Source organism: Chryseobacterium sp. Leaf405 (assembly GCF_001425355.1).
GTDB lineage: Bacteria > Bacteroidota > Bacteroidia > Flavobacteriales > Weeksellaceae > Chryseobacterium.
The window spans coordinates 1-26050 of the sequence record NZ_LMQN01000018.1 but is presented as its reverse complement, the minus strand read 5'-3'; the positions used below and the strand labels follow the sequence as shown (position 1 = coordinate 26050).

The 26050-nt window shown below is 34.5% G+C and carries 24 protein-coding genes; 8 read left to right on the top strand and 16 right to left on the bottom strand.

Going from position 1 to position 26050, the window contains the following annotated elements:
• The first annotated feature begins 64 nt into the window (after window positions 1–64).
• Window positions 65–1252, top strand: a complete 1188-nt coding sequence (galK, locus tag ASG22_RS18195) for a galactokinase (RefSeq protein WP_055987722.1) — start codon at window positions 65–67, stop codon at window positions 1250–1252.
• Window positions 1221–2291, top strand: a complete 1071-nt coding sequence (locus tag ASG22_RS18190; protein WP_317038858.1) for a UDP-glucose--hexose-1-phosphate uridylyltransferase — start codon at window positions 1221–1223, stop codon at window positions 2289–2291. Before galK ends, ASG22_RS18190 begins: the two co-directional genes overlap by 32 nt.
• A gap of 179 nt (window positions 2292–2470) precedes the next feature.
• On the opposite strand, the gene ASG22_RS18185 is transcribed toward ASG22_RS18190, so the two are convergent.
• Together ASG22_RS18185 and ASG22_RS18180 are read right to left on the bottom strand one after the other, a co-directional pair.
• A complete protein-coding gene (locus ASG22_RS18185; protein ID WP_055987719.1) occupies window positions 2471–4873 on the bottom strand; it encodes a hypothetical protein in 2403 nt (800 codons plus the stop codon).
• A gap of 370 nt (window positions 4874–5243) precedes the next feature.
• A complete protein-coding gene (locus ASG22_RS18180; protein WP_055987718.1) occupies window positions 5244–5624 on the bottom strand; it encodes a winged helix-turn-helix transcriptional regulator in 381 nt (126 codons plus the stop codon).
• 183 nt (window positions 5625–5807) lie between these two features.
• Between ASG22_RS18180 and ASG22_RS21700 the strand changes: the two genes are divergently transcribed.
• Both ASG22_RS21700 and ASG22_RS18170 read left to right on the top strand, forming a co-directional pair.
• Entirely contained in the window at window positions 5808–6107 is a 300-nt protein-coding gene (locus ASG22_RS21700) for a DoxX family protein (protein ID WP_082505047.1), read from the top strand.
• 44 nt (window positions 6108–6151) lie between these two features.
• Complete coding sequence (locus ASG22_RS18170; RefSeq protein ID WP_055987713.1) at window positions 6152–6586, top strand: nuclear transport factor 2 family protein; 435 nt, start codon at window positions 6152–6154, stop codon at window positions 6584–6586.
• 157 nt (window positions 6587–6743) lie between these two features.
• Here ASG22_RS18170 and ASG22_RS18165 read toward each other — a convergent pair whose 3' ends face one another.
• The 14 genes from ASG22_RS18165 to ASG22_RS18100 all read right to left on the bottom strand — a co-directional run bounded on the left by ASG22_RS18165 (window position 6744) and on the right by ASG22_RS18100 (window position 20540).
• Window positions 6744–7583, bottom strand: coding sequence for an MBL fold metallo-hydrolase (locus ASG22_RS18165; protein WP_055987712.1), 840 nt, complete (start codon window positions 7581–7583; stop codon window positions 6744–6746).
• 49 nt (window positions 7584–7632) lie between these two features.
• A complete protein-coding gene (locus tag ASG22_RS18160; protein ID WP_055987710.1) occupies window positions 7633–8022 on the bottom strand; it encodes a nuclear transport factor 2 family protein in 390 nt (129 codons plus the stop codon).
• A 75-nt stretch (window positions 8023–8097) separates the two neighbouring features.
• Complete coding sequence (locus tag ASG22_RS18155) at window positions 8098–8688, bottom strand: Crp/Fnr family transcriptional regulator (RefSeq protein ID WP_055987708.1); 591 nt, start codon at window positions 8686–8688, stop codon at window positions 8098–8100.
• A gap of 285 nt (window positions 8689–8973) precedes the next feature.
• Window positions 8974–10026: a hypothetical protein gene (locus ASG22_RS18150; RefSeq protein ID WP_055987706.1), complete on the bottom strand. Its 1053-nt coding sequence runs from the start codon at window positions 10024–10026 to the stop codon at window positions 8974–8976.
• A gap of 30 nt (window positions 10027–10056) precedes the next feature.
• On the bottom strand, window positions 10057–10755 hold the full coding sequence (locus tag ASG22_RS18145; RefSeq protein ID WP_157844729.1) for a lipocalin-like domain-containing protein: 699 nt from the start codon (window positions 10753–10755) through the stop codon (window positions 10057–10059).
• 128 nt (window positions 10756–10883) lie between these two features.
• Complete coding sequence (locus ASG22_RS18140; protein WP_055987702.1) at window positions 10884–11123, bottom strand: hypothetical protein; 240 nt, start codon at window positions 11121–11123, stop codon at window positions 10884–10886.
• Window positions 11124–11282: 159 nt separating this feature from the next.
• Window positions 11283–11687, bottom strand: coding sequence for a hypothetical protein (locus tag ASG22_RS18135; RefSeq protein ID WP_055987700.1), 405 nt, complete (start codon window positions 11685–11687; stop codon window positions 11283–11285).
• A gap of 373 nt (window positions 11688–12060) precedes the next feature.
• On the bottom strand, window positions 12061–12405 hold the full coding sequence (locus ASG22_RS18130) for a hypothetical protein (RefSeq protein ID WP_055987697.1): 345 nt from the start codon (window positions 12403–12405) through the stop codon (window positions 12061–12063).
• A gap of 65 nt (window positions 12406–12470) precedes the next feature.
• Complete coding sequence (locus ASG22_RS18125; protein WP_055987695.1) at window positions 12471–12872, bottom strand: hypothetical protein; 402 nt, start codon at window positions 12870–12872, stop codon at window positions 12471–12473.
• A 95-nt stretch (window positions 12873–12967) separates the two neighbouring features.
• A complete protein-coding gene (locus ASG22_RS18120; protein ID WP_055987692.1) occupies window positions 12968–13594 on the bottom strand; it encodes a hypothetical protein in 627 nt (208 codons plus the stop codon).
• A gap of 5 nt (window positions 13595–13599) precedes the next feature.
• Window positions 13600–17178 carry a peptidoglycan-binding domain-containing protein gene (locus tag ASG22_RS18115; RefSeq protein ID WP_055987690.1) on the bottom strand — a complete coding sequence of 1193 codons (3579 nt, stop codon included), beginning with the start codon at window positions 17176–17178 and terminating at the stop codon, window positions 13600–13602.
• A 42-nt stretch (window positions 17179–17220) separates the two neighbouring features.
• Window positions 17221–18669 (bottom strand): ATP-binding protein, encoded by a 1449-nt coding sequence (locus tag ASG22_RS18110; RefSeq protein WP_055987687.1) that lies wholly within the window; start codon window positions 18667–18669, stop codon window positions 17221–17223.
• A gap of 121 nt (window positions 18670–18790) precedes the next feature.
• Window positions 18791–20251, bottom strand: coding sequence for a contractile injection system tape measure protein (locus ASG22_RS18105; protein ID WP_055987686.1), 1461 nt, complete (start codon window positions 20249–20251; stop codon window positions 18791–18793).
• 46 nt (window positions 20252–20297) lie between these two features.
• Entirely contained in the window at window positions 20298–20540 is a 243-nt protein-coding gene (locus tag ASG22_RS18100) for a hypothetical protein (RefSeq protein ID WP_131726212.1), read from the bottom strand.
• Window positions 20541–21208: 668 nt separating this feature from the next.
• On the opposite strand from ASG22_RS18100, the gene ASG22_RS18095 reads away from it, so the two are divergent.
• From ASG22_RS18095 to ASG22_RS18075, 4 genes are all read left to right on the top strand, one after another.
• Window positions 21209–21775 carry a DUF4255 domain-containing protein gene (locus ASG22_RS18095; protein WP_055987681.1) on the top strand — a complete coding sequence of 189 codons (567 nt, stop codon included), beginning with the start codon at window positions 21209–21211 and terminating at the stop codon, window positions 21773–21775.
• 47 nt (window positions 21776–21822) lie between these two features.
• The gene (locus ASG22_RS18090) at window positions 21823–23556 is read left to right on the top strand and encodes a phage tail sheath family protein (protein WP_055987679.1); all 1734 of its coding nucleotides are present in this window, start codon (window positions 21823–21825) and stop codon (window positions 23554–23556) included.
• Between the two features lie 1455 nt (window positions 23557–25011).
• A complete protein-coding gene (locus tag ASG22_RS18080; protein WP_082505046.1) occupies window positions 25012–25587 on the top strand; it encodes a phage tail sheath family protein in 576 nt (191 codons plus the stop codon).
• Between the two features lie 35 nt (window positions 25588–25622).
• The coding region (locus ASG22_RS18075) for a phage tail protein (protein WP_055987675.1) at window positions 25623–26050 on the top strand (428 nt) is incomplete at its 3' end.

Sequence of the window (26050 nt, the reverse complement as noted above, 5' to 3'; positions counted from 1 at the left end):
TTAAGATACAAAAAATATATATTATTACCTTTACAATCAATCAAGAAGTATATTGCAGTTATTTATGCAGGAGAATTTAATTAATCAAACAAAAGAAGCATTTCGTTCGACTTTTGAATCGGAACCGGAACGTATTTTTCTCGCACCGGGAAGAATCAATATTATTGGAGAACACGTAGACTACAGCGATGGTTTTGTACTTCCGGCGGCGATTGATAAACATATTTATTTTGCGGTAAAAAAGACTAACGATTCACAAATCTGTACCTTTTTTGCCAAAGATTTCAATGATTCGTTCAGTTTTAATGTTAAAGAGAAGCAGGCTCCTGTTTCTCAGATTTGGGTTAATTATTTGCTGGGCGTATTCAATGCGATTCAGGAATCAGGAAAAGAAATCGGCGGTTTGCAGATTGCTTTCAGCAGCACGATTCCTATGGGTTCGGGTTTGTCGTCTTCGGCAGCTTTGGAATGCGGTTTTGCATTTATTCTTAACGAACTTTTCGATTTAAATTTAACAAAAAAAGAACTGGCACTAATCGGTCAGAAATCCGAACATACTTTCGTAGGTGTAAAGTGCGGTATTATGGATCAGTTTTCTTCTGTTTTAGGGAAAGAGCACCAAGTGATAATGCTCGACTGCAATTCTCTGGAACATCAGTATTTTGAAGCAAATCTTGAAGGTTACAGTCTGGTTTTATTTGATAGTTGTGTGAAACATACACATCTTACCTCCGGCTACAATGACCGAAGAAATGATGTTGATAAGGGCAAAAAAATATTGTGGGAGAGATTTCCGGAAATTGAAAAATTCAGAGATTTTACATTTAATATGTTGGATGATCTGAGAGCAGAAATGGGAGAAATTTCTTACAAAAGATGCTTTTATCTTTTAAAAGAAATCAAAAGAGTGGAAAAAGCCGCGAAAGCTTTATCTGAAGGTGATGCAGAATATTTAGGAAAACTTTTGACTGAAACCCATTCAGGACTTTCGACTGAATTTGAAGTAAGTTGCGACGAGCTCGATTTTATGGTGGAAGAAACGTTGAAGGAAAATGGCGTTTTAGGCGCAAGAATTATGGGTGGTGGTTTTGGCGGATGCAGCATCAATCTGATTAAAGATGAAAATGTGGATGAAGTTATTAAAAATATCATGGCTAAATATAAAACGGCTTTCGACATCGAAATGAAAGTCTACAGAGTAAAAATATCGGATGGAATTAATGAATACAAAGAAAATGAACTCGTCATTTAATCAAAAAAAACATTCGCACAGAAGATACAATCCGCTTTTGGATGAATGGATCTTGGTATCTCCACAGCGTGCCAGCCGACCTTGGCAAGGACAAACCGAAAAAAGGGAAGAAAAAGAACTTCCAAATCACGATGAAAACTGCTACCTGTGTTCGGGAAATATTCGTGTCAATGGTGACAAAAATCCAGATTATAAAGGCGTTTTTGTATTCAATAATGATTTTGGCTCATTAATGAAAGATGAAGTGGAATTTTCTGAAGAAAGTTCTGATTTTTTTTCATTACAACCTGAAAGAGGAATCAATCGTGTCATCTGTTTTTCAGAAAATCACAGTCTTACTTTGCCTGAAATGGAAGTTGATGACATCAAAAACGTCGTTGACGTTTGGCAGCAGCAATATGAAGAATTGGGAAATCTGGATTATATTAATCACGTTCAGATTTTTGAGAACAAGGGACAGATGATGGGTTGCAGCAATCCGCATCCGCACGGACAAATTTGGGCACAGTCATCAATTCCGTCAGTTATATTGAAAACTCAGGAAAATCTTAAAAGGTATTTTGACAAGAACGGAAATTCTCTTTTGGAGGATTATGTGAAAAAAGAGCTGGAAATCGATGAAAGAATAATTTTAAAGAATGAAGATTTCGTTGCAATTGTTCCTTTTTGGGCAGTTTGGCCTTACGAAACAATGATTGTAAGCAAACGGAAAGTTGAAAATATTCTTGATTTTTCTGAATCTGAAAAAATTTCTTTAGCCTCAATTTTAAAAGGTTTGACTATAAAATATGACAATCTTTTTGAAATATCTTTTCCGTATTCAGCGGGAATTCATCAATCGCCAACTGATGGAAAATCTCATCCTGAATGGCATTTTCATATGCATTTTTATCCGCCTTTGCTGAGAAATGCCGAAGTTAAAAAATTTATGGTCGGCTACGAAATGTTGGCTGAACCTCAACGTGATATTACGCCTGAGCAAAGTGCAGAAATATTAAAGAATCTTTCTATTGTACATTATAAGGATACAAATTTTTAGATAAATGTAGATTCGTCATTATTGTGGCAACCGGGAACAACCCCAAATGATAAGGAAAAATATTTCTTTAAATAATATTGGGTTTGAAGATTTTATCGGTCAGATTTGTAGTGAATTACGGTGATTAATGAATTTTAAACTTAAATTTATTTGGTGATTTATTAAAAAGTTGGTAAATATTATTTTAAAATTTTCTGATCATAAAGTAAATTGTCATCTTCATCGAAACTTATAATCAATACTTTGTATTGTTTTGCGGTATCGTTATTGAAAAATTTAATTCTTGGAGGAACATAATCACTATCAAACAAATTGGGATTCCAATAAAGTGTTTCTCTGGTATCACTTTCAATTTTCTTTGGAGAATCGTCATTATCCAGCATTTCGATTGGGAATTCTGAAGGTTTATCATATCCTCTTACTACAGATGAATTTTTATTCTGCGTCGGCTTTTCATTACTTTTAGATTTCATATTACCTTTCATGGTATAGATTGCGACTGCATTACCTACTAACCCAGACTCCTTAATGATTTTCACCATCGCAATAGTACTTACAGGAAGGTTGGCAATCATTGTAGGATCGGTTTGTACCTCATCTAAATACAGCTTAGCCTGCTGACCACGAATGTAAGGAACATTCACGCCGGAGTTATTTCTCTGAAATGTTAAACCGGCAGCTCTTCCCTGTAACCAGTCTAATATATTATTTGATCCAAAGACATTTTGATCTTCATTTACGAAATCAAATATCGTAGAATTCATCGATGTAAACATTCCGCTGGAAAGTTGTTTATTTAGCTCTTCTTTTGGATCTGCTTTCTTTCCTGTTAATTTTACTTCTTCAATTTGTACATCAAATTTCTCCGGTTTTTCCATGTTTTTCTGAGTGTTGATCGCTCTGGAAATTGTTGGAGAAAGCTTTCTGTTGGTAGCGGCTGGAATTAATTTGTATTTTGTAGTTGGTAAATTGCCTTTAAATGGAGTTGGATTTACCAAAGGTTCAACCGTAACAAATAAATTATCTGTACCGGCTTCTTTGCTCTTTTCAGAATTAACAAATAATGAAACATTCAAAGGTTCATCAAAGTTAAGATTATTCAGATAAATATATCCGTTTTGATCTGTTTTAAATGGATTGAAAGTAGGTTCGTTTTCGCCTAATTTCAACACTAAATTTACAGCAGTATCTTTCATTAGAGCATTATCTTTAAGAGGTTTTACCCGGTAAGAAAGAAATTTTTGAGCATTAGGTTTAATGGTCGGTACAGATCCGCTAAGTACTGTATTCCAATCGAATCTTTTCCAGTTTTCAGAAATTAATAAAGCGTCCAATGCCTCAGTGTTGGCATTTGTAGAGAAATATTGCGCCGGACGGTCTATTTTTGAAGTAAAATCTCCTGTTAGCCACAGGCTGCTTAAAATATTTTCATCTTCCTGGTTGTTGCTGCCATTATCTTCATTTACTAAAACGGTATAATTTTTAAAATGCGACTCTGGGGAAAGATCAATGCTGTTGAAAGATCTCGGTGTCTGCTTCAGATTCTGACCGATAATTTCTGCTTTATCAATCTTTAAATTGTTAGGTTTAATGAAACAGAGCCTTTTTGCAACAAGATTATCCTGATCATCAAAAATTGCCAATTGGAAAATACCGTTTGCTCCATTACTGATTTTTGTAGGAATAAGACTTGAAGCTTCATTCGTTAACTGATTGATATTTGCTTTGTAAACAAGATGATTATTGATGGTTCCTACAATTTTATAATTCTGAAGCTGTTGTTTTAAATTAACCCCTTTTAAACTGTATTTAATCCCCTCATCAGAACTTATAACTTTTAGATTGAGACCGCTGTCTGCAACTTCCGGCAAATCTATGGTTTGCTTTTTTCCTGCATTATCCTGAATAATTGCCTGATATTTCTTTCCTAAAGTTGGAGTTATTTTAAAAGATGCCACATTTTTATCAAAAGACGTAAATGTGGTGATCGGTGCATTTGGATTTTGTACATCTATTATTTTTCCGTTCCAAGTTTCCGGTAAAGAAATGTTGCTTGATAATCTTACTGCAAATTTCGTAGGCATACCGTTAACGAAAGTTCCGCCTTCCGGAAAAGCTTTGGCAGACCAATCTGAACTTTTAGCAATTTCTAATGTCTCAGTGGAAGTTGGATTATAAATAGGGATCGTTTTAACAATCTGGAAATCTTCACTAAAATTAGTCATATAGGGAGTGTAGGTTCTTACAAAATAAACCTGCTCCAGAAGATTTTCTTTAAGTTTAAAATCTCCATTGCCTTCACCATTGGTAAGAAGTATCGTTTTCCAATCAATTAATTCTTTATCAGCATTGTATAATTCCACAAATAAAGTAGTAGACAAAGTAGAACGATTATAACCATCAAATACGAAACTTTTAAACCAGATTTGGTCACCGGCTACATATTGCGATTTGTCGGTAAGTATGTATACTTTTTCCTGTTCGTAATTATTCTCAAGATTGGTTATTGCCTTTTCTAATTTTGTTTGTGAAAATACGGGTTGTACAGCTGAAATAAGTAATAAAAAGAAAATATTTTTCATAGAAATCTTAATGCATTTTAAATCCAATGCTAAATTAGTCAATTAAAGACTTCAAAATTGATGTTTATCTTCTTAATTAAAAAATTAATAAGATTTTAATTAACTGTAAAGCATGAAATTTGTATTTTTCTGCAGTATGTGAATATGAAACGTTTATACCAAACCATTTACCAGAAGATAGAGATGCGTTTACTTTAGGCAAAATTCGATGAAAAGCAAAATTTCATTGAAAGATAAACAACAGGCAAAATGTCAGTACTGGATTTAAAAGATCGTACAAGTTATTGGAGTCCGCGTCCGTATTTTAATATCTGAACAACATTATCAAGATGTAGGAGCATCTTTACTTTTTATTATAAATTTGCAGACCTTATTTGGACATTTCAGCTTTCACCTTTTCACGATGCTGAATTCCCCATCTCGTCATTGCACCAACTAATTCTTCTAAAGTCTGGCTGTACGGAAGCAATTCATATTCAATAGTTACGGGGTAACCATTTTCTACTTTTTTGACGATAAAACCATTCAGTTCCAAATCTTTCAATTCGCTGGAAAGTACGCGTGCAGAGATTCCGGTGACTTGCCTTTGAATTTCGGTAAATCGCTTGTTTCCTCTAGCCATTGCGATAATAATCATCAATTTCCATTTACCACCAATCACATATAGTGCATCCGAAACTGCTGTTAAAATCGTATGACATTCTTCGGTAAATTCTCTGTTATCTGTTTGAATTTCTGTTGATTTTTTCATAATTCATTGCTTTGTTAGTTACTAACCTATAAGTAACAACTAATAAAATGTAAGCAAATATAATATAATTTTGTCGAGTAATAAATAAATGAAAATTGAGAACAATAAAATTATACAATAAAAGAGAAAATTACAACCGGACTTACGGTTTTGGTTACGGTTATAGTAGGGTTAAGTGGTTTGATGAAAGCCATGCATTTGCCTTGGTCAGTAGATGGTTTGGTTAAATTCAATTTACCCAATTCTGCAACAACATTAGGGATAATGGAAATTGCCTTTATTATTTTATTCGCATTTCCGAAAACGATGCGTTTTGGCTTCATTTTAATAAGTTGCTATTTTTCAGGCGCAATGGCAACCGAATTGTCGCATGACGGCTCAATGCTGAATCCCGCTATTCCGTTACTATTAGTTTGGATAACTGCTTTTTTACGTGATCGATCAATATTTTTTGGTTCAACAGAAACAAACATAACACAATAGTACAACAATATTTTTCAGCAATAAATTAATTTAAAATTAACAAAATGACTTTAGAAATTTTAAAAACAAAAGAAGATTTAAGAAACTTAATTGATAATTATGCTTATTTGGGCGATGAGAAAAAAATCCCGCAGGTGATGGATTTGTTTACGCCAGACCTTACGTATAATGTATATATGAATGGGAATTTAATTTCCAGTGTTTCGGGAAGAGAAGATATGGAGAAGAATTTCAACGGTCATGCCAATGAAGTGAAAACGTATTTTACGTTAAATGGCCAACATAGGGTAAAAATCAACGGAGAAACAGCTACCGGAATTTCATTCTCGCAACTGAAAATGGTAAGAGAAGTAGAAGGAAAGGATGTTTTGACGGATTATAATGTAAAATATGAAGACTTTTATATCAACCAAAACGGAAAATGGTTAATCAAGGATCGGGTGGCACATTTTATTATTATAGAAACAAGACCTTTATAACCATCTATAAATAAAAGTAAAAGTCCGTCTCATAACTCATGAAAACGGACCTTTTTATGTTTTTTAATCCTGTAAGTTTTTTTAAATCAATCATTTAATACTGAATAAAAACGTAGTCAGCAGGAAAAAATAGATAATAATGGTAGTTAATTTAAATTTACCATTTCATTTCACCGGTGTTCACCTTAGCTCCTAACTGCAATGCCGTATCAAATGTGAGATTTGGATATTTGCTTGTTATTGATTGAATCAGTTCTTCGGAAGTCTTTGCTGTTTTAAGTGCCTGTTCATAGTTTTCAATATATTCTTTGGTATGCTGTACGGATCTTATATCGAAAGAATCTGAATTTTTAGCATGAGCAGGAATTACAATTTCCGGAGCATATTCAACAATTTTATTCAACACATCAATCCATTGCTGACGGCTTTCTGTTGACTGCGCATCTGCCATCCAAAGATTGAAAGTATCACCAAATATATTGATACCGCCAACGATTGCTTTTGCGTCTGGGATCCAAAGAAATGTCTTTTCCGGAAACTGCTCCAGACCCACCACTTGTAATGTATGACCTTCAATATCGATTTGGTTACCATTAAGAACCTGTGGCAGCACTATGTTTGAAGTGATTTTGTCACCTAGGCGGCCGCCCCATACTTCCAATTTCTTTTGCGACGTAGCTTTAATCTTTTCAACAACGGTTGGAGTTGCATAGGCCGTAACCTTAGGAAAATATTTTTTTAATACTTCAAGCCCAAAATAGAAATCCGGATCATTATGAGAGATATAGATCGATTTAAGTTCCTTACCTGAAGACAGAATTCTTTGTGCTACTGTTTCTGCGTCTGCCAGTGTAAACTGCGCATCAACCAATACGGCATCCTTTTCGCCTGATATAATGACCGATTCCACACCAAAACTCTCCTCTGATGCATTGAATACTTCAAGGCTTAAAGCACCTGCCTTTACTACTCTAAAATTTGATTGTTGATTGTCCATATTATTTTAGTAATTAATTGTTGTTCTTAATTTTTTGTATTAACATAAATTAGGCATATACATCAGCAACCGTTTTGCTATCGACGAACTGTTCGAAACTTATAATCTTTCCGTCTTTCAGCTTCCAAAGATGGGCTACTCTGGCTTCAAAATAAAGTTCTGTTGTTTTATTTGTTCCACTATAAGTTCCATATGCAACTACCTGATCGCCGTCAGAAAGATAGTTTTCCGGGGTAAATTTATAGTCTTTCCACTCACTCCCCAGTTTACTGAAAACATTCTTGGCAATGCTATCCATCCCAACATAGGTTCCTCCGTAGGGAAAGCCTTTTGCTTCGGTCCAGCTTATAAGGGCATCTGCGTGTTGTTCAAGATTGCGGCCGTTCTCCTCAGAATTTTTGCCTTCATAGGTACTTCTGATAATATCTACATTGTTCATATTGTTATTTTTATAATTGACAGGAACAAAGTTAAGTGGAGATCTATCATCAGGAGATTGAACTATGTCAATAAATTACGGTAACCTTTTATGAACGATCTTGTTTCTAATACGGCTTACGAATTCGTGACTGATTCCCAAGTAAGCAGCGATATGAACATTGGTAAGGCGTTGGGCGAGTTTCGGGTATTTTTCGATAAAATTAAGGTAGCGCTGGTCAGCATGAATACTCAGATTTTCAATCATACGCCGTTGCAGTGCTACGTGTGACAGCTGGGTCATTACACGGAAAAGCTTTTCAACTCCGGGTATATGCTCGTAGGCATATTCTTTGTCGGATCTTTTAATCATCATTATCTCACTGTTCTCAATGGCTTCAATATTCAATTGTGAAGGAAGCTGATGGTTGAAACTGTCGATATCAGCAAGCCACCAGCCTTCCATGGCAAAGTAAAGGATATGCTCAACCATTTCCTGATTAACATGGTAGACTTTGAACAGACCTTTAGTTACAAAAGCTTCAAATCCTGAGATCTCGCCCTCCTTTAGTAAGATTTCCTTTTTGTCCACTGTTCTGGGTATGAAGAGGCTGCAAAATTCTTCGGCCTGTTTTTCATCAATAGAAACCGTCTTCAGGATATAAGATTTTAAGAGATCTGTATTCATGTGATTAGAGTAGTCTCATATAAAGGTAATAATTTTCTGTAATTTTTCAAATAAAGCAGCTTCTTCCAAATATTTGTACGTTTCATCTTTTTTTTTAATGTTAGCGGTACTCATCTCAATAGCTTTGTCCAAGAATTATTATTTTTAGATATGTATAAAATTTTCTTCGCTTATATCATGAGAAAAGAGGAACAAAGAGACTACCTGTAAAATAGTGATCTCTAAGTTCCTCTTTTTTTAAGTCAGTATAAATAAAAACTTATGAAATAGGTTGTAAATCTATTATCAAAGTTGTTCCAATTCCAGCTGCATATCGCTGACAGTAGCTTTTGCTATCAGAGTAAGTTCGTTCTTGTCTAATCCAAAGGCTTCTGCATTAGGAATCAATACTTCCCAAAGCAACTTAAATAATTGTTCCAATACCTGAAGTTTACTGATTTTCAAAAGTGTTCCGTCGTAGTATTTTGCCTGCGTGCCATTTCCTTCCGGTGATCGGTGGTCTACATCCAAAGATTCTCTCCAATATTCGGCGTGTGCCTGCCATTCTGCTTGATCTACGACTGATGGGTTATCAAACCAGACGTTCCATGAAAGTATATTTGTATCCTGTAACATATTCCCGGAAAGAATATTAAATATACCCAGCACAATTTTATTGAATTTATCAACAATATCATTATCGGTGAGTTTAAGATTGTTTATTTGAACATCAATATTACCAACAGTGTACGCTACATCCTGATGATCTGCAAACGATGGACTGGAAAAACGATTGGTTGTACCTTTTAGCAGAGGAAAGATAGGGTTGGAATTACCAATATTTGACGTCTGAACTTCTATTGCACTTGACTTTTTAAATGGTAAGTTCAGGTGATCGCAGGATGCAAAAAGTAGCTTTAATAATGGGTGGTTATTATTGGGAGAGAACCATATCTTTCCTGTTACCGTTAGATCAGCAGCCAATTCTTTCGTTGTTTCATTTAGCCATCCGCGCTGACCGGTAACTGTGACCTCAACATTAAGATTGATACCAACGCTATCTAGGTAAGCACCTTGTTGAGGACAGATAATCGAGTACACGCGACCTTCGGCGGTATAGCCAATTCGTGAAATATCCGGTGCAAACATTTGAAAACATCTGGAGTTATCCTTTGTAATATCTGTGAGCCAGCTGAATTCAGGCCACATTGCTTTCATCTGTCTCTGCAACTTTGGAATATTGGCCATATTATCTAACATCGGAAGAGAACTTAAATCTGGTTTTGGATAGTCAAAAGCAGGATTTGATTCTTCGAATCCGCCAATCCAAGGGCTCGTTACATTATTTTCTAAACTCATATTTATATTGTTTTTTGGTTATATTTTTATTTATCCTAAATTCTGCTCTATCCAAGCGGTACCTTTAGAAAGTACTATTTTCTCTTTTTGTGTAAGATCATATATTAGTTCGGCGGTGCCAACTCCTTCGTAAACATCTGCACCTTCACCGTCTCTAAATACTTGATCCCCGTAAGAACTATCTACTATAAAACTCAATTGATCATGACCTTCAAGCTTTATCTTAAATTTTAAAAAGTAAGTAACTCCCTTGTCACTTACGAATAAAGGTCCCAAAGGAGTAGTGATGGTCTTAATAAAATGACTTTTTCCATCTATTAATAATGTCGCATTGGAAGACATTGGAACATTTTCCTCAGGATAAACTCCAAACTTAGTGTAATTGGAAAGATGCAACCCATTCTCCAGTTGGATGTCCTGTAACAGCCATATCACTTTACTGGTTGGCGATCCTTGTGGGAAAGCACCATACTCATGATCCATCCACGTTAATCCGCTCACTTTGATCTCTTCGTTCCCAATTTTTATTGTTCCGCTTGCTTGTAGATATGTTAATGAATAATAGTAATTATTCTTGGTGATAGGACTTGTTCCACTTGGATTTACTTCATGACAACCCGTTCCCCAAACCAATAGGGGTGGACCTTGTTGAAATAAATTAAGATTAAGCTCACAACTGGTTTCAACACCTTTATTATTCACATCTGTAAAGATTGCTTGTACAGACATATTTAATGGATTCCCGTTAATAGCGTTCATTGAAACTAAACCGTCAGTACCACTTTGACCTAATTTGACAAACCAGGGTTGAGAGGTATCATATTGCGCCCAATCATTGGGACGGGGAAGTATTGGATTTACTTTTTGATAATTGCGCTGATTCTTGACATCAGTATTTGAATTTGTGTGAATGCGTAGGATATTTTTTCTGACAACATTCCTGTGGCGTTAACCTCGAAGCCAAAAACCCGTCCGTCTTCTGCTGTTAAGGTGCCAACATGCCACCACCATTCTGTAGGTGCATCGGTATGGGCAAACTGATCTCCCGGTAAGTTGATTACCGGTAATTCTATTTTGTTTTCTGGATTTTCTGACATAATTAGTTTTTTTAATGGTATTATTTAGTATGAATGTGAAGAGGGAGTAGAGTAATAATTCTTTTGTTATGTTAAGCTATCAAAGGTTATAAACAACAAAAGCTTACCCGGATAACAGTAAGCTTTTTGTCGTTATAGTGTGATTAATTTTCTTGTTGGTTATCCTGCTTTACACATAGCGTCCCAGGTTGTCCAGAAATGGGCGTTAATTGATCCCGGAGGGGGATTTGTACTGTCTGCAACAATTCCTACCATTGAAGCACAGTTAGAATTACAGCCTATTTCATTATAACTTCCTGCCTGAGGGGGTATCTGGCGCCATGTACCTGTAGAACCGCTCAACAATTCTACTTTTATTTCAAAAATCCCGGAAAGATTTGGGGTCTGAATCTGCTTGGTTGGATCTTCACTTGAAATAGATTCGCTCCAGTTTCCTTGTGAAAATGTTACACGCCAATTTGAAATCATTTTGGCGGTATCGTTTTGTGGTGAAAGATACACCCAGAATTGAGCACCTGCGCCTAATTGAAGCTGACCTTTTGAGTTTACGTTTACTTCTGACATGGTAATTTGTTTTAGTTGGTTATTACTAAATCAAAGTAACAAAGAATATGAAAATTGCTGTAGAGTATAAATTACCAATTTATGGTTTGAGTGTAAGTACGGAATGAACTTGAAAATCTTTTTTAGAAAAATTTATATACTCTTTAAGACATAAACAATATTAAATACTTGACTTATGAATATGAATAGGTAAAGCCGATATAATTAAGAAAAATACAACTTTTGTTGTGGTTTTTATATCCTTGTGAGATGCTTTATTAGTTTTTTTGTTAGTGTTCCTTTTTTACTTTGATAGTTTTTCTAATTCTACTACTTTTAATTTTTTATGATCAGTTCATTAATATTACTTTATTTATATTAAACAGATGCTTTATTATTTCATATAATGCCAAACACCTTCTAAAAATAACATATATCTCCCTGATTGATATTCTCCATATGAAAATAGATATATGAGATCATTTTTTTTTAGATAATGAATTTCCAATCCCTCCTCAGATACATATTTTTCAATGAAACTTTTTCTTTCAGTAAATTCATTTTCTCTGACGATTGTATCAAAACTTTCATCATCTATTTCTTTTTTTAAATCTCTTAATGGATTATTGTAAAAATCAATTAATTTGATTTCCTGATTTTCAATTTCAAAAATTTCTTTTAAACATTTTTCTTCATCTCCATCAAATAATTTTTTCCTGGTTATTTCGTTTTTTTTCATATTTAATTACTTTATCGTTTATATATCTCTTCTTTTATTTAATTATTTTTCAAAATTGTGTTTTTTTAATCAATATTGAAAGGGATCATATCTGATTTTGTATCAAGATATTCTATTTGAAAATAGTAGGTTTTATCCTTTTTAACATTAAAATTAGCTCCTTTAAATTCAAGAAATAGGTCATTCTCTATTTCCTCAAGATTCGCTTTTAAAATAACCTGAGTGGATTCTCCTGTTTCGATTGAAGTTAGACTGGTGACATTATTGATGGGGGTCATGTAGCTGACTCCTTTATTCAATCTATTCTTGTTTTTATCATATAAATGAATTGTTTCTCTTGCAAGCCCACCCGTATTATTAGAAAGGTTGAACTTTAAAGTTTCTTCAGATATATTGAATATATTTATATAGAACAAGAATGATTCTCCATTCTTTTCTATCTTAGCAGTTATATTAATTTTAGTCATATTGATTTTCACTACATAAAACGAGGCTATCTCAAAATTGAGGTAGCCCCGTTACAAGTTATTTATAAAGATCTTTACTTTTTTGTGTAATGAAATTATTCATTCTTATCTTTCGGAACAGGATCTCCTGTTTGGGGATCAATGGTATACTTTTCATTAAAACTTTCAATGGTTTCAGGTTCTCGGGTTAAGGGATTTACACCATATTTTATGATATAACTTGTAACTGTATCCGGCTCTCCCACATTACCCATAAAACGTGGTGTTGGATCTGTATTATAATTATCCCACCATTCCTTTTCTTTTCTTTTTTCCTCATCGGTCATTAAAGCTCGTCTTTTGGCTTTTTCTTCTTCGTATATTTTGGATTCAAATCTGGCAATTTGATCTTTGTGCTGTTCTGATAATGAATCATCTATTGCTCTTCTAGTTTCTCCGTCTTTTTGATACAGCATAATTTTTTGTAGTAAATTATCGTCAAATATCTCGGGTAAATTATTAAAATCTACATAAGGTAATTGGTCATTTCTCTCTGTTCTGTACTTTTTTGCTTTTTCAGAATCTTTAAAAGCAATATATTGTTCTTGCTGATTTGGTTTAAGTATAGTAAATACTTCGTCAAAAATAGAATTGTTCAAATCTTCGATATTTAATAATAATTTTAAATTAAACTCAGGCAATTCATCTTTGATATGGTTAAAATAGTCTGTTGCGAAAATCATATTTTTTATTTTAATGGTTTTACTAATTCTAAATATTCTATTTCATAATACTCTATATCGTCAATGGTTTTTATATATTTTGGATTAGAAGTTTGGCGGAAATATCCTTCATTCATAAGTACTTCCTCTTGTATCATTGTAGAAGGAGGGGTTGCATCAGAATGTCGTATGGGACCAAGGTTTTTACCCCAATCTGACAAATCATCAATATAAACACCTTCTACAGTTTCTATTTTTCTAATAATAGCTACTTTTTCTCCTTTTTTTACATTTTTAGCTGAAAGCTCTATAAATCCTTTTGCTACTTTTTCATCTAATGTAGCAGAAACCATCCCTTTGAAAGGAACTTCTTTGCCTTTTCCATTTTTTAAAGTTGATTCAAAATAATCTAAACTTTCCATGCGTCCGCTAAGTACTGTTTTTCCGTTCATATTTCGTTCTTCCACTTTTCTAAGTTTATCTAAGGCAATTTTTAAATCTTCATATATTTGGCTGTTATATTCGCCCCACCAAGAAGGCTCAAAACGTGCCGGAGTGTTTACTAATCCTCCGTCTACTGTAAAAACATGAACAGTGGCAAGATCATGATGGGTTGCATCACCGATAGGTAATAATTTATTTTCACTTTTTAACAAATCAATAGTTTTTGATGATTTTCCAAAGTCGGGCATTTTTTTCCAAAACTTATACCATCCATATTCTCCCAAGAATTTTTCATAGCTTTTTACAGTTTGAGTGAAAACTTTCGGATTATCTTTGTAGCTTTTAACAAAGTTAATTAATTTATCTTGATTATTTATTTCATTTAAAACTTTAGGATCAGCTGATTCCAAAGCTTTTTTGAAATTTATCAACTGCTCTTCCGTTAAATGATGTCTGAGAGATGCTATTTCAAGTTGTTGTTTGAAACCAGTCAGTTTTGGTAAGATACCGTCTGTCAAATTGTGAGGCGTATCAATAAATTCCGAATGCTGCTCTGGGTTGTAAGGTTTTTTTGATTGTGTTGAAGTTTTATTTTTCTTCTTTGGCAGTTGCTCGTTCTCTAATGTTGCTCCTTTTAAATTTTTACTACTCAATACCAGCAATCCTGCAGTTAATGTCAACTGAGCCAAAATTTTAACCGTAGCATCTATTTTTTCTGCTGTGGTTAAGTTTTTATTATCATTAATGGCTTGTATACTTTCTAAACCATCAAATGTAATCATAATTCCGGCAGTACCATTAAGGGCAAAATCGGTTATAATGATGTAACGCATCCCTGTTGCGGATATTTTTAAAATAGATGATGCTTTAACGATGCTTGATAATGACCCGGCCATCCCTAAAAAGCTGGAAGCTATCATGATGACATCCAAAGTCAGGGTTTCTTTGGTAAGCGTGCCTTGTTGTACTTTATCGATAATACTGGCTGTACCGGAGACTGCTCCTGTAGCTCCTGCAGCTATAAATAATAAAGGCGCGATAGGAGCTGCCGGTGTAAATGATGTCGCCAATCCTGCTACTGCCAAACCCAAAGAAGCCCAACCCGCTTTAGTAGAAAGCGATTCCCACATAGATTCTCCATCGGTAGTGAAATTACCTTTCATACTAGGATACCCGAGTGTATTTACCGGAATTTCATAGGCTAATATGCCATCCGGATAGGTGTTTTTGCGGTCAAATTCTTTAAATAAATCTTTTATATTACTTCCTTCATAGGTACGCTTGTGCAGTATACCTGGCGTAAGATCTGTTAATACATAATTTTTGGAATTTGTTTTGCTTTTTCCTAAAAATAAATTGAGAGATAGTGTTTCTGTAGTTTTTTCGTTTATTACAATGGCATTTAAAGCTAATGCTGTGTTAGGAATAATGGTATTAAAACTTTTATCAATATTTCTCTTGTATTCTCTAATGTTCTGAAGTGCTTTGTAATCTTCTTTTGGCAAGATCACTTGTTGGTAGGATGCTTGTTGCCCTGCCAGATGGTTTTTTTTATCTAATTCCAGGCAATGTATTGTAAAAACACCTGTAAATGAACCTAAAAAAGCAGCTGTTGTTTGTGACGAATTCATATCCCAGCCATCTTTACCGAAATACGTTCCTCTTTTATAGCCGTGTACAACTGCATTTTTAGCATATTCAACAACTAGCAATGCGCTAACTCCATCCGCCATTTCTTTCGGGGTATTGATTTCTGCAAACCAAAAATAATGATGGTCTTTAGGAATTGGTTTTCCCTTAATTGAATAATATAAGTGAGGAATATAGTCAGAATATAAAGTTCCAACTTCTTCAGGATTTTTAGTAGAGGATTCGGTTTTAATAAAGAAATATGGATTTCTTTTTTGCTCTTTAACTGCTCCTTTCGAAAGATTAAAGTCTACAAATGCTATTTGTTGCCTGAAATCTGAATAATTTTGAATCTTATTCTTTTTTAAATTATCAGATGCTGCCTCTTCAAGTGTTTTAACCTGATGTTTTTTAGTGTAAGCACTGAATTCATTGGTGATAGTATTTTCTATAATAAACACAAATGTGTAAATGCCGGATTCTTCAGTATTAATTGAAAATTCACTAATTACAGTTCCGTCTTGTCTAAAAGTTTTTATATTTTCTACAAAATCAGGACGATCTAAAAGACTGTATACCGTATCATCTTTTTGTATCAATACTTTTCGAACAACTTCGGGTATTTTTGGCTTGCTTCCCGTGGCATACATGATAGGTGTTTCATATTGATATGCACATTCAAATTCTATTGGTTCTCCTTCCAGTGTGTATTTTGTTTTAGATTTAATCCATGGATATGGTCTTTTAGCAAATATGACAACTTCTTCTATTAATTGACCTTTGGGGGTATGCTCCAGTTCTTGATGTGGTGCTGGTTGAGGTTCTTGTTGTGGCTCTTCAAAGTTTGCATACAACAATTTTATAGCTTTATATAAATCTTTATTGCTTTCTAATTCTTCATATAAATCTTCTACTAATCCTGCTCTCCTTTTTGGTTTGTATTTTTTGTCATAATATGTAATGAGTTCTTGTCTGTCTTCATAAGAAAGTTTGTTTAAAGCTTTAAAAACTTTATCTTCATCTGTAGCTCCAAAAATCCATAATTTTTTGTGCTCAAAAGCCTCGTATAGCATTTTAGCACGCTCAGAAACTGAAAGCTGATCTTTTTTCTCCTGTTTTTTTGATGCTCCTAGCACCTCATCCATTTTCAATAAGGTTTTCTTATCAAAAATTCCAGATTTTTGAATACCATGATCACTTTGAAAATTCATAAGTGCCTTCTTTGTTTTATCCCCAAAAAAAGTCTCATTTTCAGGAACTTTGTGATCTAATGTCTTGAGAGCTCTATTGAGAGCGGAGACGTGTAGTCCATTATTAAATAATTTAATGATAGACAATCCTTTCTCTACTTTATGAAATGCTCTGTTTTTAAATGGAATGTATGTTATTTGAGTAACTTCTGTTTTTGTGAGGGAAATTTTAGCGTCTTGATTCGTAATCTGCTCATATCTTTCCTCATCCTCTTTGTTATGGATATTTTGTGTCTCGGAACGGTTTGTCCTCGGCGCAAATGTTTTTTTATGTCGGCTCATGATGTCGGTTATTAGTTGAATTCATTTTTTTGTGCTAAAAGTTTATTCTGATTTTTGGATAAATGGACTGAGACGAGACTGATTTTTCCCAAAAGCCTTTTCATTTTCTATCGTTAAATAAGTACTTAGTAATGAATGCGTAATAATGGTCTCATTACGATCATGCAATGCCATTGCTACATTTTTCATAATGTTGCGGATATTGGCACCGGTGTAAGAATATTCTTTAGCCAAATGTTTTAAAAGGTCATCGCTTTCAAAGGTTATATTTTTAGGTAAATAATGCTCCCAAAGTGACTCTCTGGTCGTTTCTGTTGGTCTTATTACATTAATGGAAACATCTATACGACGCTTAAAAGCATCATCCATATTGTTTTCGAAATTGGAAGCCAAAATTGTTAATCCGTCAAATTTTTCAATTCTCTGTAATAAATAAGACACCTCTTGGTTAGCATAGCGATCATGAGCATCTTTTACATCAGAACGTTTTCCGAACAAAGCATCAGCTTCATCAAAAAATAACATACAATTTTTACCCTGTAATCTGTTAAATAAAACTTCAAGATTTTTCTCGGTTTCACCAATATACTTGCTCACCACTTGTGAAAGATCAACATGGTACATATCAATTCCATACGAATTAGCAAGAATTCCCGCCAACATCGTTTTTCCTGTTCCCGGTGCACCGTAGAATAAAGCGATAAAACCGGGTTTAAAACTGTGCTCGTTGGTTTTAAAAAATCCGTTTTCCAATGCTTTTATATAGTGTGCAATAGGTTTTATCTGTTCTCGGACATTATTTTCTAAAATAATATCATCCATTGTAAGATCAGATTTATAAAGTGTTCCCGGGAAGTAAGAACCGTGGTCTAATTGTGGTTTTTTACCCGATAAAAAATAGTTTAGATAAGCGGTATCCAATTCAATTTTTCCATGAATGAATTCTGTTGAAGAACGATTGTAAATAATGTCATTTTTTAGTAAAATACTTCCATTTATCAGTTGTGAACTATATTGCGACCATAGTGATACATTTTTTCCTGCAAGCAAAAAAAGTGCAGTTTGGAAAGTAGGCTTAAAACTGCGACTGACTTTATTATATTCACCACCTGCTTCAATCGCAAACGCATTACTGTTTTCTTCTATTTGTACAAATGTTTTTAACATCGAAGGATAATGAGCCGAAGCAATTCCCAGTGCTAAAATTATTCTGTCTACAACCGTAAGTTGGTGGGTATTTATCGTTACCGAGTAAGGCGATTCATCACCAGATGCTGGTGGTGCTGGTATTCCATAAGCAATTTTCAATTCTGTTTCATCTTCTAAAAACAATTCCTGACACCGCATTTCAATAACTGATTGCAGCCATTTCATTTCTTCATTTAAAGAATAATGATTTACTTCATTGGCTTGAAATGAATGATTAATTTCTGTTTTTTCATTAATCTTTGCTTTCATTAATGATTTTTCATTGTTAATAGGAGATTGCATAATTTGATTTAGAGTTGAGGTTTTGAAATGATACTAGAGAAATGCCTTGTCATTATGTTCAAAATAAAAACATGTTAGCATAATAGATTTTACACTTGATGAGCAAGTCGTAGAGAATTTATTACCAATTCACAAACATGAATTTTTCCTTCCATGGCAATCTTACGAGACCAATTCCCCAGGCGAGTTTCTCGAGTAAAATATCCTGTGTTTTTCGTTCCACGGTAAGAGTATAATCCTGATCGGTGACAACCAATTTCCCCGACCGCTGGAAGAATTCATTTTGCAATAATGCAGCAGATGAGTTTTTCATTGAGCTCCAGTTGTGCCGTACGCTTTCTATTACATTTTTAGCTTGTGTCTTATGCTTACGCGAAAGTTTAATATGCCTGTTAATGGTTTGATTTATTGGAATATTACATAAGAATTTTTCAAAAGCCATGTTGTATTCGGGGGCATTTGCTTTTCCGGTAGCGATATAATGTAGTAAATGCGCACACAATTCAGGATCAATGAGTTCCTGAGTTTCCGGATGTACAAGATCGCAATGTTCAAAAAAAGTTTTGATGAAAGGATGTATCAAAATAAGTCCTGCATTTTGAATATAGTCACCATCGTTTTTGCCCAACACATCAGGTATGATTACATCCTTTTGATGAATTGTTTCAGTAGGAGCTTTTATATTTTCAGGCTTATCTGGTTGATATGCTTTATTCTCTTCAGTACTTTCACGACTTCCTAAAATTTTGTTTTCGTTAATAAAAGGAAATACCTTAACAATAATTTTCCAATTTTTAGGGTTGTCTCTTACCTCTGACAATCCTGCTGTATTACTTTTTAAAATTTGTTGTAAAAGATATTCCCGAAGATGGACATCTGATGAGTTCAAATATTCTGATAAAATGCGTAAAACCAATCGCCACACAATAATTCTGTCAATATGATTCAGTTTTGATATATAACGTAGGATCTCAACTCCCAAATTGATTTTTAATTCATTTTTTTCTAAAACAGTCAGGCACAACTGGGCTATTTGCTCGTCTGAAAGTTGATTAATGATTCGATGCTGAACATGTTGCTTTGATAAAACGGGAATGATGCTTTTTTGAAAGTTGCTGGCCAAAATCAAGGTTTCAAATACTGTTTTTTCTAAAAAATTGATGCTTTTTTTATCTGAATTCCACCAGGGCATCGAGCCGTTTTCTAAAAAATAGATAAAGGTTTGCACCATTTTTTCTTGATTGTCAACCCAATATGCTTTAGAATCTTTTTGTGTTTCCCTGTTAAATGTTTCACCGGAACCTGTTACTTCTGATAATTTTTCTTTAAATAGTTCAGCAATTTTATCTTTTAATTCAGTATTCAGCGAGCTGTTTTTTACCTCGAGATTCATTTCTAACCGAGGAATTTGCAAAGTATGACCCGCTAATTGATGCTCTATGCTATTGATGTATTTTTCTATTTCCGGGAAAACAGTAATAGACAAAAAGCTGCTGATATCATCTTTTATACGATATGCTTTTTCTTTGTTGTTGACTGTAATTTCAACAAAAACTTTCTGAATTATATGATCTTGCTTCACTTTAAATAGATTTTAATTATGCAGTGTTGGTAATTGTTCAACTGTTTTACTTATTGTCAAATTCTCCACCCCAAAAACTGGCAGGACAAAGACTTAACTTTGATCTCTGTTTCGCGCTCAATCTGCAGCCACAACCTCTGATGAACCCATCTTTTGGAGAATCTGCAACTTCCAGTGTTTCAGGATTCATCCATTTCATCGCATTGCAATTGTTCCCGTTTTTTAAAGGACAGGCATTACAAATTTCTTCCCGTAAAGAGAAAATGTCTTCTTCATTTTGATTTGTCATACCCATTTTTGAGCGTAATTCATTAAAATGGCCGCCAATGATTTCATTGCGCTTGCCAAAAAGTTTTTTGATATTCATGTGAATAAGTTTTTAAAATTATTGGGGTCAAAATTAGAGGAAGAAAATCCATCTGGCTAATTATGAAGCCTCTCTATTCTGTCTTTGCAGTAAAAATCAAAATCACTTTTTAAGGATGCAGATTTCTGGTTTTTGAGAAAGTGTTTGATGATAAAAGTGATACTTTATGAAAAAAATTATAATGGGCGATACTTTTAATGCCTGATATTTCAAAAACAATCAATAATTAAATTTGATTGCTTAGGATAGCTGTTGATTTAAAAAACGCATTTAAAATCGAAAAAAAAATTGCGGTTTGGTTGTGTCATCACTTTGTATTGAAATAAGTGGTTTTTTATATCAAAATTAGATTCTGCCGGAGTATTCAAATTTCACCATGGTTAGATTAAGATAATTTTTAGTTTGAGTTATTGTCTTAATTTGTATATGTAATATTTTGATTATTAAAGTATTGTGAATTTAATTTTTTTTAAATTATGAAAAATATAAAAATTGTATTTACTGCAAAGACAGGTTTGACCCCTCAAAATATTTGTCTTTTGATTGAGTCTGATTGTATGTTTGCACCATAATAATAAAGAGCAAAAATTATGATTAAGGAAGTATTAACAATTTTAAAAAATAAACTGAATGATTCCGTAAATGGTTTAAAGGATGGTCAGGAAACTGGCGAAATTGCTATTGTTGATAACATAGCAAAACATGATGACGATACCTCAGGTCTTGACAATAAAGTAGTGATTACTCTGCTAAGCGTTGAGGAAGAATCTACAATGAAAAATACCTCGAGATACAACAAAGTAGTAGTAGATAAAGTTCCGCTTCGATATGATTTAGAAGGCGCTCCTGCTTATTTAAATCTATATGTAATGATCGCTGCCAACAGAAGTACGTATGATAAATCTTTGTCTAATATCTCTAAAGTAATTGAAATATTTCAGACAAATAATGTATTGGAATATAATGATTTCAAATTCAGAATCGAATTGCATTCTATTCCCTTTGAGCAGTTAAGTTATGTCTGGGGATTATTGGGCGGAAAGGTAATGCCTTCTGCATTATATAAAATAAGTGTGATAAAAATTGCTGCTGAAAAAGATCCTGTCAAAGTTGAATTAATTGACGAAGTTAATATAAAAAGTATCAAAGTCGATTAATCATATCAATAAATAAAAACTAATAACCATTAATTCAAATTTTAAACATGCCAAATCCAACAACACCAGGTGTTTCGGTTGAAGAAATTACTAGACTTCCTCATTCAGTTTCATTAATCGATACAGCTATTCCGGTATTCATTGGGTATACTGAGCTTACACCTGCTAACCATACTGAACCATTGGATATCAGCTCTCTTTTGGAATATGAAAAATCTTTTGGAAAACCGAGAAAAGAGCATATCCAACTTAAAGATACACAAGATAAAGGAGTAGAACTTATAGTACCGGAAGCGCAATTTTTAATGTACTATTCGCTTCAAATGTATTTTGCTAATGGTGGTGGTTCATGCCAAATTGTTTCAGTAGGAAATTATACCTCCGATGAAGTTAATCTTATCGACTTAAGCAGGGGTGTGGGAATGATTAAGGATTCTTATGATCCTAAGCTTATCATTTTTCCTGATGCGGTGTCGTTAATAGAGGCTGATTTTTATACTATTTATAATGAAACAATTGATAAAAGAGAATCCGGAAAGAAAAATTGGTTCGTTATAGTAGATACTTACTACGGAAATTCTGTCGTTCAATCAAATAATCTCAATACCATTGGTAATCTTCGGAAAGAAATAAACCTCACCACTTATGCTGCTGCTTATTTTCCTCATTTAACAACCGTTTTGAATTATACATTTGATGAGACAGAAACCCCTATAATTCACACTGGTTTGCAAAAACAAGGACAAGACAGCGCCAGTTTTTATGCAGGTGAAATTGCTGCATTAGACGAATTAAAAAGCTTAGCAAGTCATGAAATCTCAAGTGAATCTGCAAATGCTGTTGTACTTGCCGATTTATTAGCCCAGGCTATTGCCATTGCAGAAGAAGTAAATGAAGCTGCCGACGGAACATCTACCGAAACCGATAACCCAAAAGGTAATTTAATACATGCAATTGAAGAAGCAAAAGCCGTACTGGAAGCGATATATGATGGAACGATAGACGATTTGGTAATCCCTGATAATTCAGACGCAGATGCACCTGTTTTCAGCGGAGAGTTTGAAGCATTAAAAATGGCAATTCTTGCCGTTAAAGATGAAGTAAGCGTAGCCAACGGGATGACACTTAAAAATTTGGAATTATCTAATTCGGCACTATACAATCAAATAAAAAAAGAAATCATGTCGGTGAAAGTTGTTTTACCTCCATCATCGGCAATGGCAGGAGTATACGGTATAGTAGACAGTACCAGAGGAGTTTGGAAAGCACCTGCGAATGTCAGCCTTAATTATGTAATGGCTCCCACAGAAAAAGTTTCAGAACAGGAACAGTCGAATTTAAATATTGATGTTTCAGGAAAATCAATTAATGCCATCAGAACATTTACAGGAAAAGGCACTTTGGTTTGGGGTGCGAGAACTTTTGATGGGAAAGATAAAGAAAATGAAGAAGATAATGAATGGAAATATGTGCATGTACGTCGTTACTGTGATATGATTGAACAATCGATCAACGTAGCACTCAGACATTTTATTGATGAACCCAATATTCCTTCCACATACTTACGGGCAAGAACAATGTTGGAAAATTTTCTTAACCAACAATGGATAGACGGTGCATTGGCAGGAAGTACTCCGAAAGAAGCTTATAAAGTGGAAGTTGACGGATCCAAAGATGAAAATACGACTAATAATATTTTGAATGTAAAAATCGAAATAGCACTGGTACGCCCTGCAGAATTTATTGTCCTGAATTTCTCACACAAACTACAAAAATCATAAAAAATAATCAATCACAAACGAACATTCGAAGTCGTATTTCGAGGAATAATTAATATTAATTTAAAAATCAACAAAAATGAATTACAAAACCCCTGGAGTCTATGTGGAGGAACATACAAAATTTCCACCTTCCGTAGCGCAAGTTGAAACAGCTATTCCCGCATTTATCGGGTACACAGCGGAAGGACTTAAAAACAAACCAACGAGAATCGCTTCAATGTTGGAATATGAAAATCTTTTTGGAAAAGCAAACCCGGAAAATTTTGCTGTAGCTTTTACAGATGGAGTTGCAACAGCAACACAAACTAAAGTAAGCGACTTCAAAATGTATTATGCCATGCAAATGTATTTTGCGAATGGCGGAGGCCCTTGTTACATTGTTTCAGTAGGAGATTATAACGATGCAGTGACTGTAGGAACCTCTACAGCAGAAGAAGCAACTTTATTATACGGTTTGGAGCTGTTAAAAAAAGAAGATGAGCCTACACTTATCGTTTTCCCGGACCTTCAAGGTTTGGTTCCTGCTGATGCCGATGTTACTTCTGCAGAAGAGGCTTCTCAAATTGCACAAGAAAATGAGAGCATCGCTAATGAAGCTAAAGTGGCAGCCGCGGCTGTTTTTGCTGCTGCTAATGGTGGTGCTGATTTACAGTCTGCTGTCGATGCTGCTATTACAATGGCTGATAGCTATGAAGTTACTGATCCAAATGATCTTCGTCAGATTGCGGCGGCTCAGGCTGCTCAGGCAGTTGCAACGGCCGCTCAAATCGCGGCTAGTGCTCCGAATGCTACTATTGCTGATGCTAAAAATGCTGTTCAGGCTGTTGTTGCTGCTTTTAATACCGTTTTTAATACCGCTGAAATTATTGCTGAAGCTGCCGCGGATAATGCTGTAGATCTTTCAAATGCTCAGTCTGATTTAGCTATTTCCAAGGTTTATTCTTTATATAATAGTGCTTTAGATCATGCAGAATTGATGAAAGACAGATTCATTATTATGGATGTTCTTGGAGATGATGGTACTTTTAGAAATAAAGTAGTTTCTACTGGCTTAAAATACGGAGCGGCTTATTATCCAAAATTAAAAACAGTTTTGAGTTATGATTTTAACGAGGCTGATGTTTTAGTTACCGGTACATTTGGGATTACAACTTTAGCAGGATTGAAATCTGTGAACTCTGAATTTTATAACCAGGCTAAAAAAGCAATTGAATCTAAACCAGTAGTAATGGTTCCATCATCAGCAATGGCGGGAGTGTATGCAAAAGTAGACAGCACTTCAGGAGTATTTAAAGCACCTGCGAATGTTGGACTTAATTATGTGGTAGCTCCGACAGTAAAAATCTCTCACGTGGAGAAGGTCCCAAGGGTTGGGCTGTTCGCCCNACCCACATCAATGATCGTTGGTTTAAACATCGTCCAAGATCCAGGTAAGTAGTCTCTAGAAAGGTAGTGATGGTTCCATCATCAGCAATGGCGGGAGTGTATGCAAAAGTAGACAGCACTTCAGGAGTATTTAAAGCACCTGCGAATGTTGGACTTAATTATGTGGTAGCTCCGACAGTAAAAATCTCTCACGAGGATCAGGAAAATCTTAACGTAGATGCAACGGCTGGAAAATCCATCAACGCCATCAGAACTTTCACAGGAAAAGGAACCTTGGTTTGGGGCGCAAGAACATTGGACGGAAACAGCAACGAATGGAAATACGTTTCTGTACGCCGTTTCTTCAACATGGTGGAAGAATCTGTGAAAAAAGCAACAGAACGTTTCGTTTTCGAACCAAATACGGCTAATACCTGGATCCGTGTACAGACAATGATCGAGAATTTCCTTAATCAACAGTGGCAAGACGGTGCATTGGCAGGAAGCAAGCCTGAAGAAGCGTATTATGTAAGCGTTGGTTTGAACAAAACCATGTCTGCTGAGGATATTCTGGAAGGAAGAATGAATATCGAGATCGGTATGGCTGCCGTACGTCCTGCAGAATTTATTGTGCTTCGTTTTTCACACAAGTTGCAAGAATCATAAAATTAACCAAATAACAAATAAATATACATAGAATTATGAGTACATATCCATTAGTAAAGTTTGCCTTTGAAGTAGATTGGGGCGGAACAAAAGTAGGTTTTCAGGAAGTATCGGGGTTGAATATTGAAGCCGGCTTAATTGAATACCGACATGGCGCAAGTCCGGATTTCAGCAAAATTAAAATGCCTGGATTGAGAGTTTTCAATAACATCACTTTAAAAAGAGGAACTTTCAAGGCTGATAATGAGTTTTTTGAGTGGTTCCAATCCGTTCAGTTGAATACGGTAGAGAGAAGATCAATCACTATTTCGTTGTTGGACGAAAACGGAGAACCTGCAGTTACATGGAAAGTGAAAAATGCATTCCCGTTAAAATTACAGTCAACAGATCTGAAAGCCGAAGGTAATGAGGTTGCCATTGAAACTTTAGAATTGGCACACGAAGGTTTAACTATTGAAAATAA

Bases quoted from the DNA above. Each gene is read 5' to 3' on its own strand.
- galK (WP_055987722.1), top strand. From the start codon at position 65: ATGCAGGAGAATTTAATTAATCAAACAAAAGAAGCATTTCGTTCGACT.
- ASG22_RS18190 (WP_317038858.1), top strand. From the start codon at position 1,221: ATGAATACAAAGAAAATGAACTCGTCATTTAATCAAAAAAAACATTCG.
- ASG22_RS18185 (WP_055987719.1), bottom strand. From the start codon at position 4,873: ATGAAAAATATTTTCTTTTTATTACTTATTTCAGCTGTACAACCCGTA.
- ASG22_RS18180 (WP_055987718.1), bottom strand. From the start codon at position 5,624: ATGAAAAAATCAACAGAAATTCAAACAGATAACAGAGAATTTACCGAA.
- ASG22_RS21700 (WP_082505047.1), top strand. From the start codon at position 5,808: ATGAAAGCCATGCATTTGCCTTGGTCAGTAGATGGTTTGGTTAAATTC.
- ASG22_RS18170 (WP_055987713.1), top strand. From the start codon at position 6,152: ATGACTTTAGAAATTTTAAAAACAAAAGAAGATTTAAGAAACTTAATT.
- ASG22_RS18165 (WP_055987712.1), bottom strand. From the start codon at position 7,583: ATGGACAATCAACAATCAAATTTTAGAGTAGTAAAGGCAGGTGCTTTA.
- ASG22_RS18160 (WP_055987710.1), bottom strand. From the start codon at position 8,022: ATGAACAATGTAGATATTATCAGAAGTACCTATGAAGGCAAAAATTCT.
- ASG22_RS18155 (WP_055987708.1), bottom strand. From the start codon at position 8,688: ATGAATACAGATCTCTTAAAATCTTATATCCTGAAGACGGTTTCTATT.
- ASG22_RS18150 (WP_055987706.1), bottom strand. From the start codon at position 10,026: ATGAGTTTAGAAAATAATGTAACGAGCCCTTGGATTGGCGGATTCGAA.
- ASG22_RS18145 (WP_157844729.1), bottom strand. From the start codon at position 10,755: ATGTCTGTACAAGCAATCTTTACAGATGTGAATAATAAAGGTGTTGAA.
- ASG22_RS18140 (WP_055987702.1), bottom strand. From the start codon at position 11,123: ATGTCAGAAAATCCAGAAAACAAAATAGAATTACCGGTAATCAACTTA.
- ASG22_RS18135 (WP_055987700.1), bottom strand. From the start codon at position 11,687: ATGTCAGAAGTAAACGTAAACTCAAAAGGTCAGCTTCAATTAGGCGCA.
- ASG22_RS18130 (WP_055987697.1), bottom strand. From the start codon at position 12,405: ATGAAAAAAAACGAAATAACCAGGAAAAAATTATTTGATGGAGATGAA.
- ASG22_RS18125 (WP_055987695.1), bottom strand. From the start codon at position 12,872: ATGACTAAAATTAATATAACTGCTAAGATAGAAAAGAATGGAGAATCA.
- ASG22_RS18120 (WP_055987692.1), bottom strand. From the start codon at position 13,594: ATGATTTTCGCAACAGACTATTTTAACCATATCAAAGATGAATTGCCT.
- ASG22_RS18115 (WP_055987690.1), bottom strand. From the start codon at position 17,178: ATGAGCCGACATAAAAAAACATTTGCGCCGAGGACAAACCGTTCCGAG.
- ASG22_RS18110 (WP_055987687.1), bottom strand. From the start codon at position 18,669: ATGCAATCTCCTATTAACAATGAAAAATCATTAATGAAAGCAAAGATT.
- ASG22_RS18100 (WP_131726212.1), bottom strand. From the start codon at position 20,540: ATGACAAATCAAAATGAAGAAGACATTTTCTCTTTACGGGAAGAAATT.
- ASG22_RS18095 (WP_055987681.1), top strand. From the start codon at position 21,209: ATGATTAAGGAAGTATTAACAATTTTAAAAAATAAACTGAATGATTCC.
- ASG22_RS18090 (WP_055987679.1), top strand. From the start codon at position 21,823: ATGCCAAATCCAACAACACCAGGTGTTTCGGTTGAAGAAATTACTAGA.
- ASG22_RS18080 (WP_082505046.1), top strand. From the start codon at position 25,012: ATGGTTCCATCATCAGCAATGGCGGGAGTGTATGCAAAAGTAGACAGC.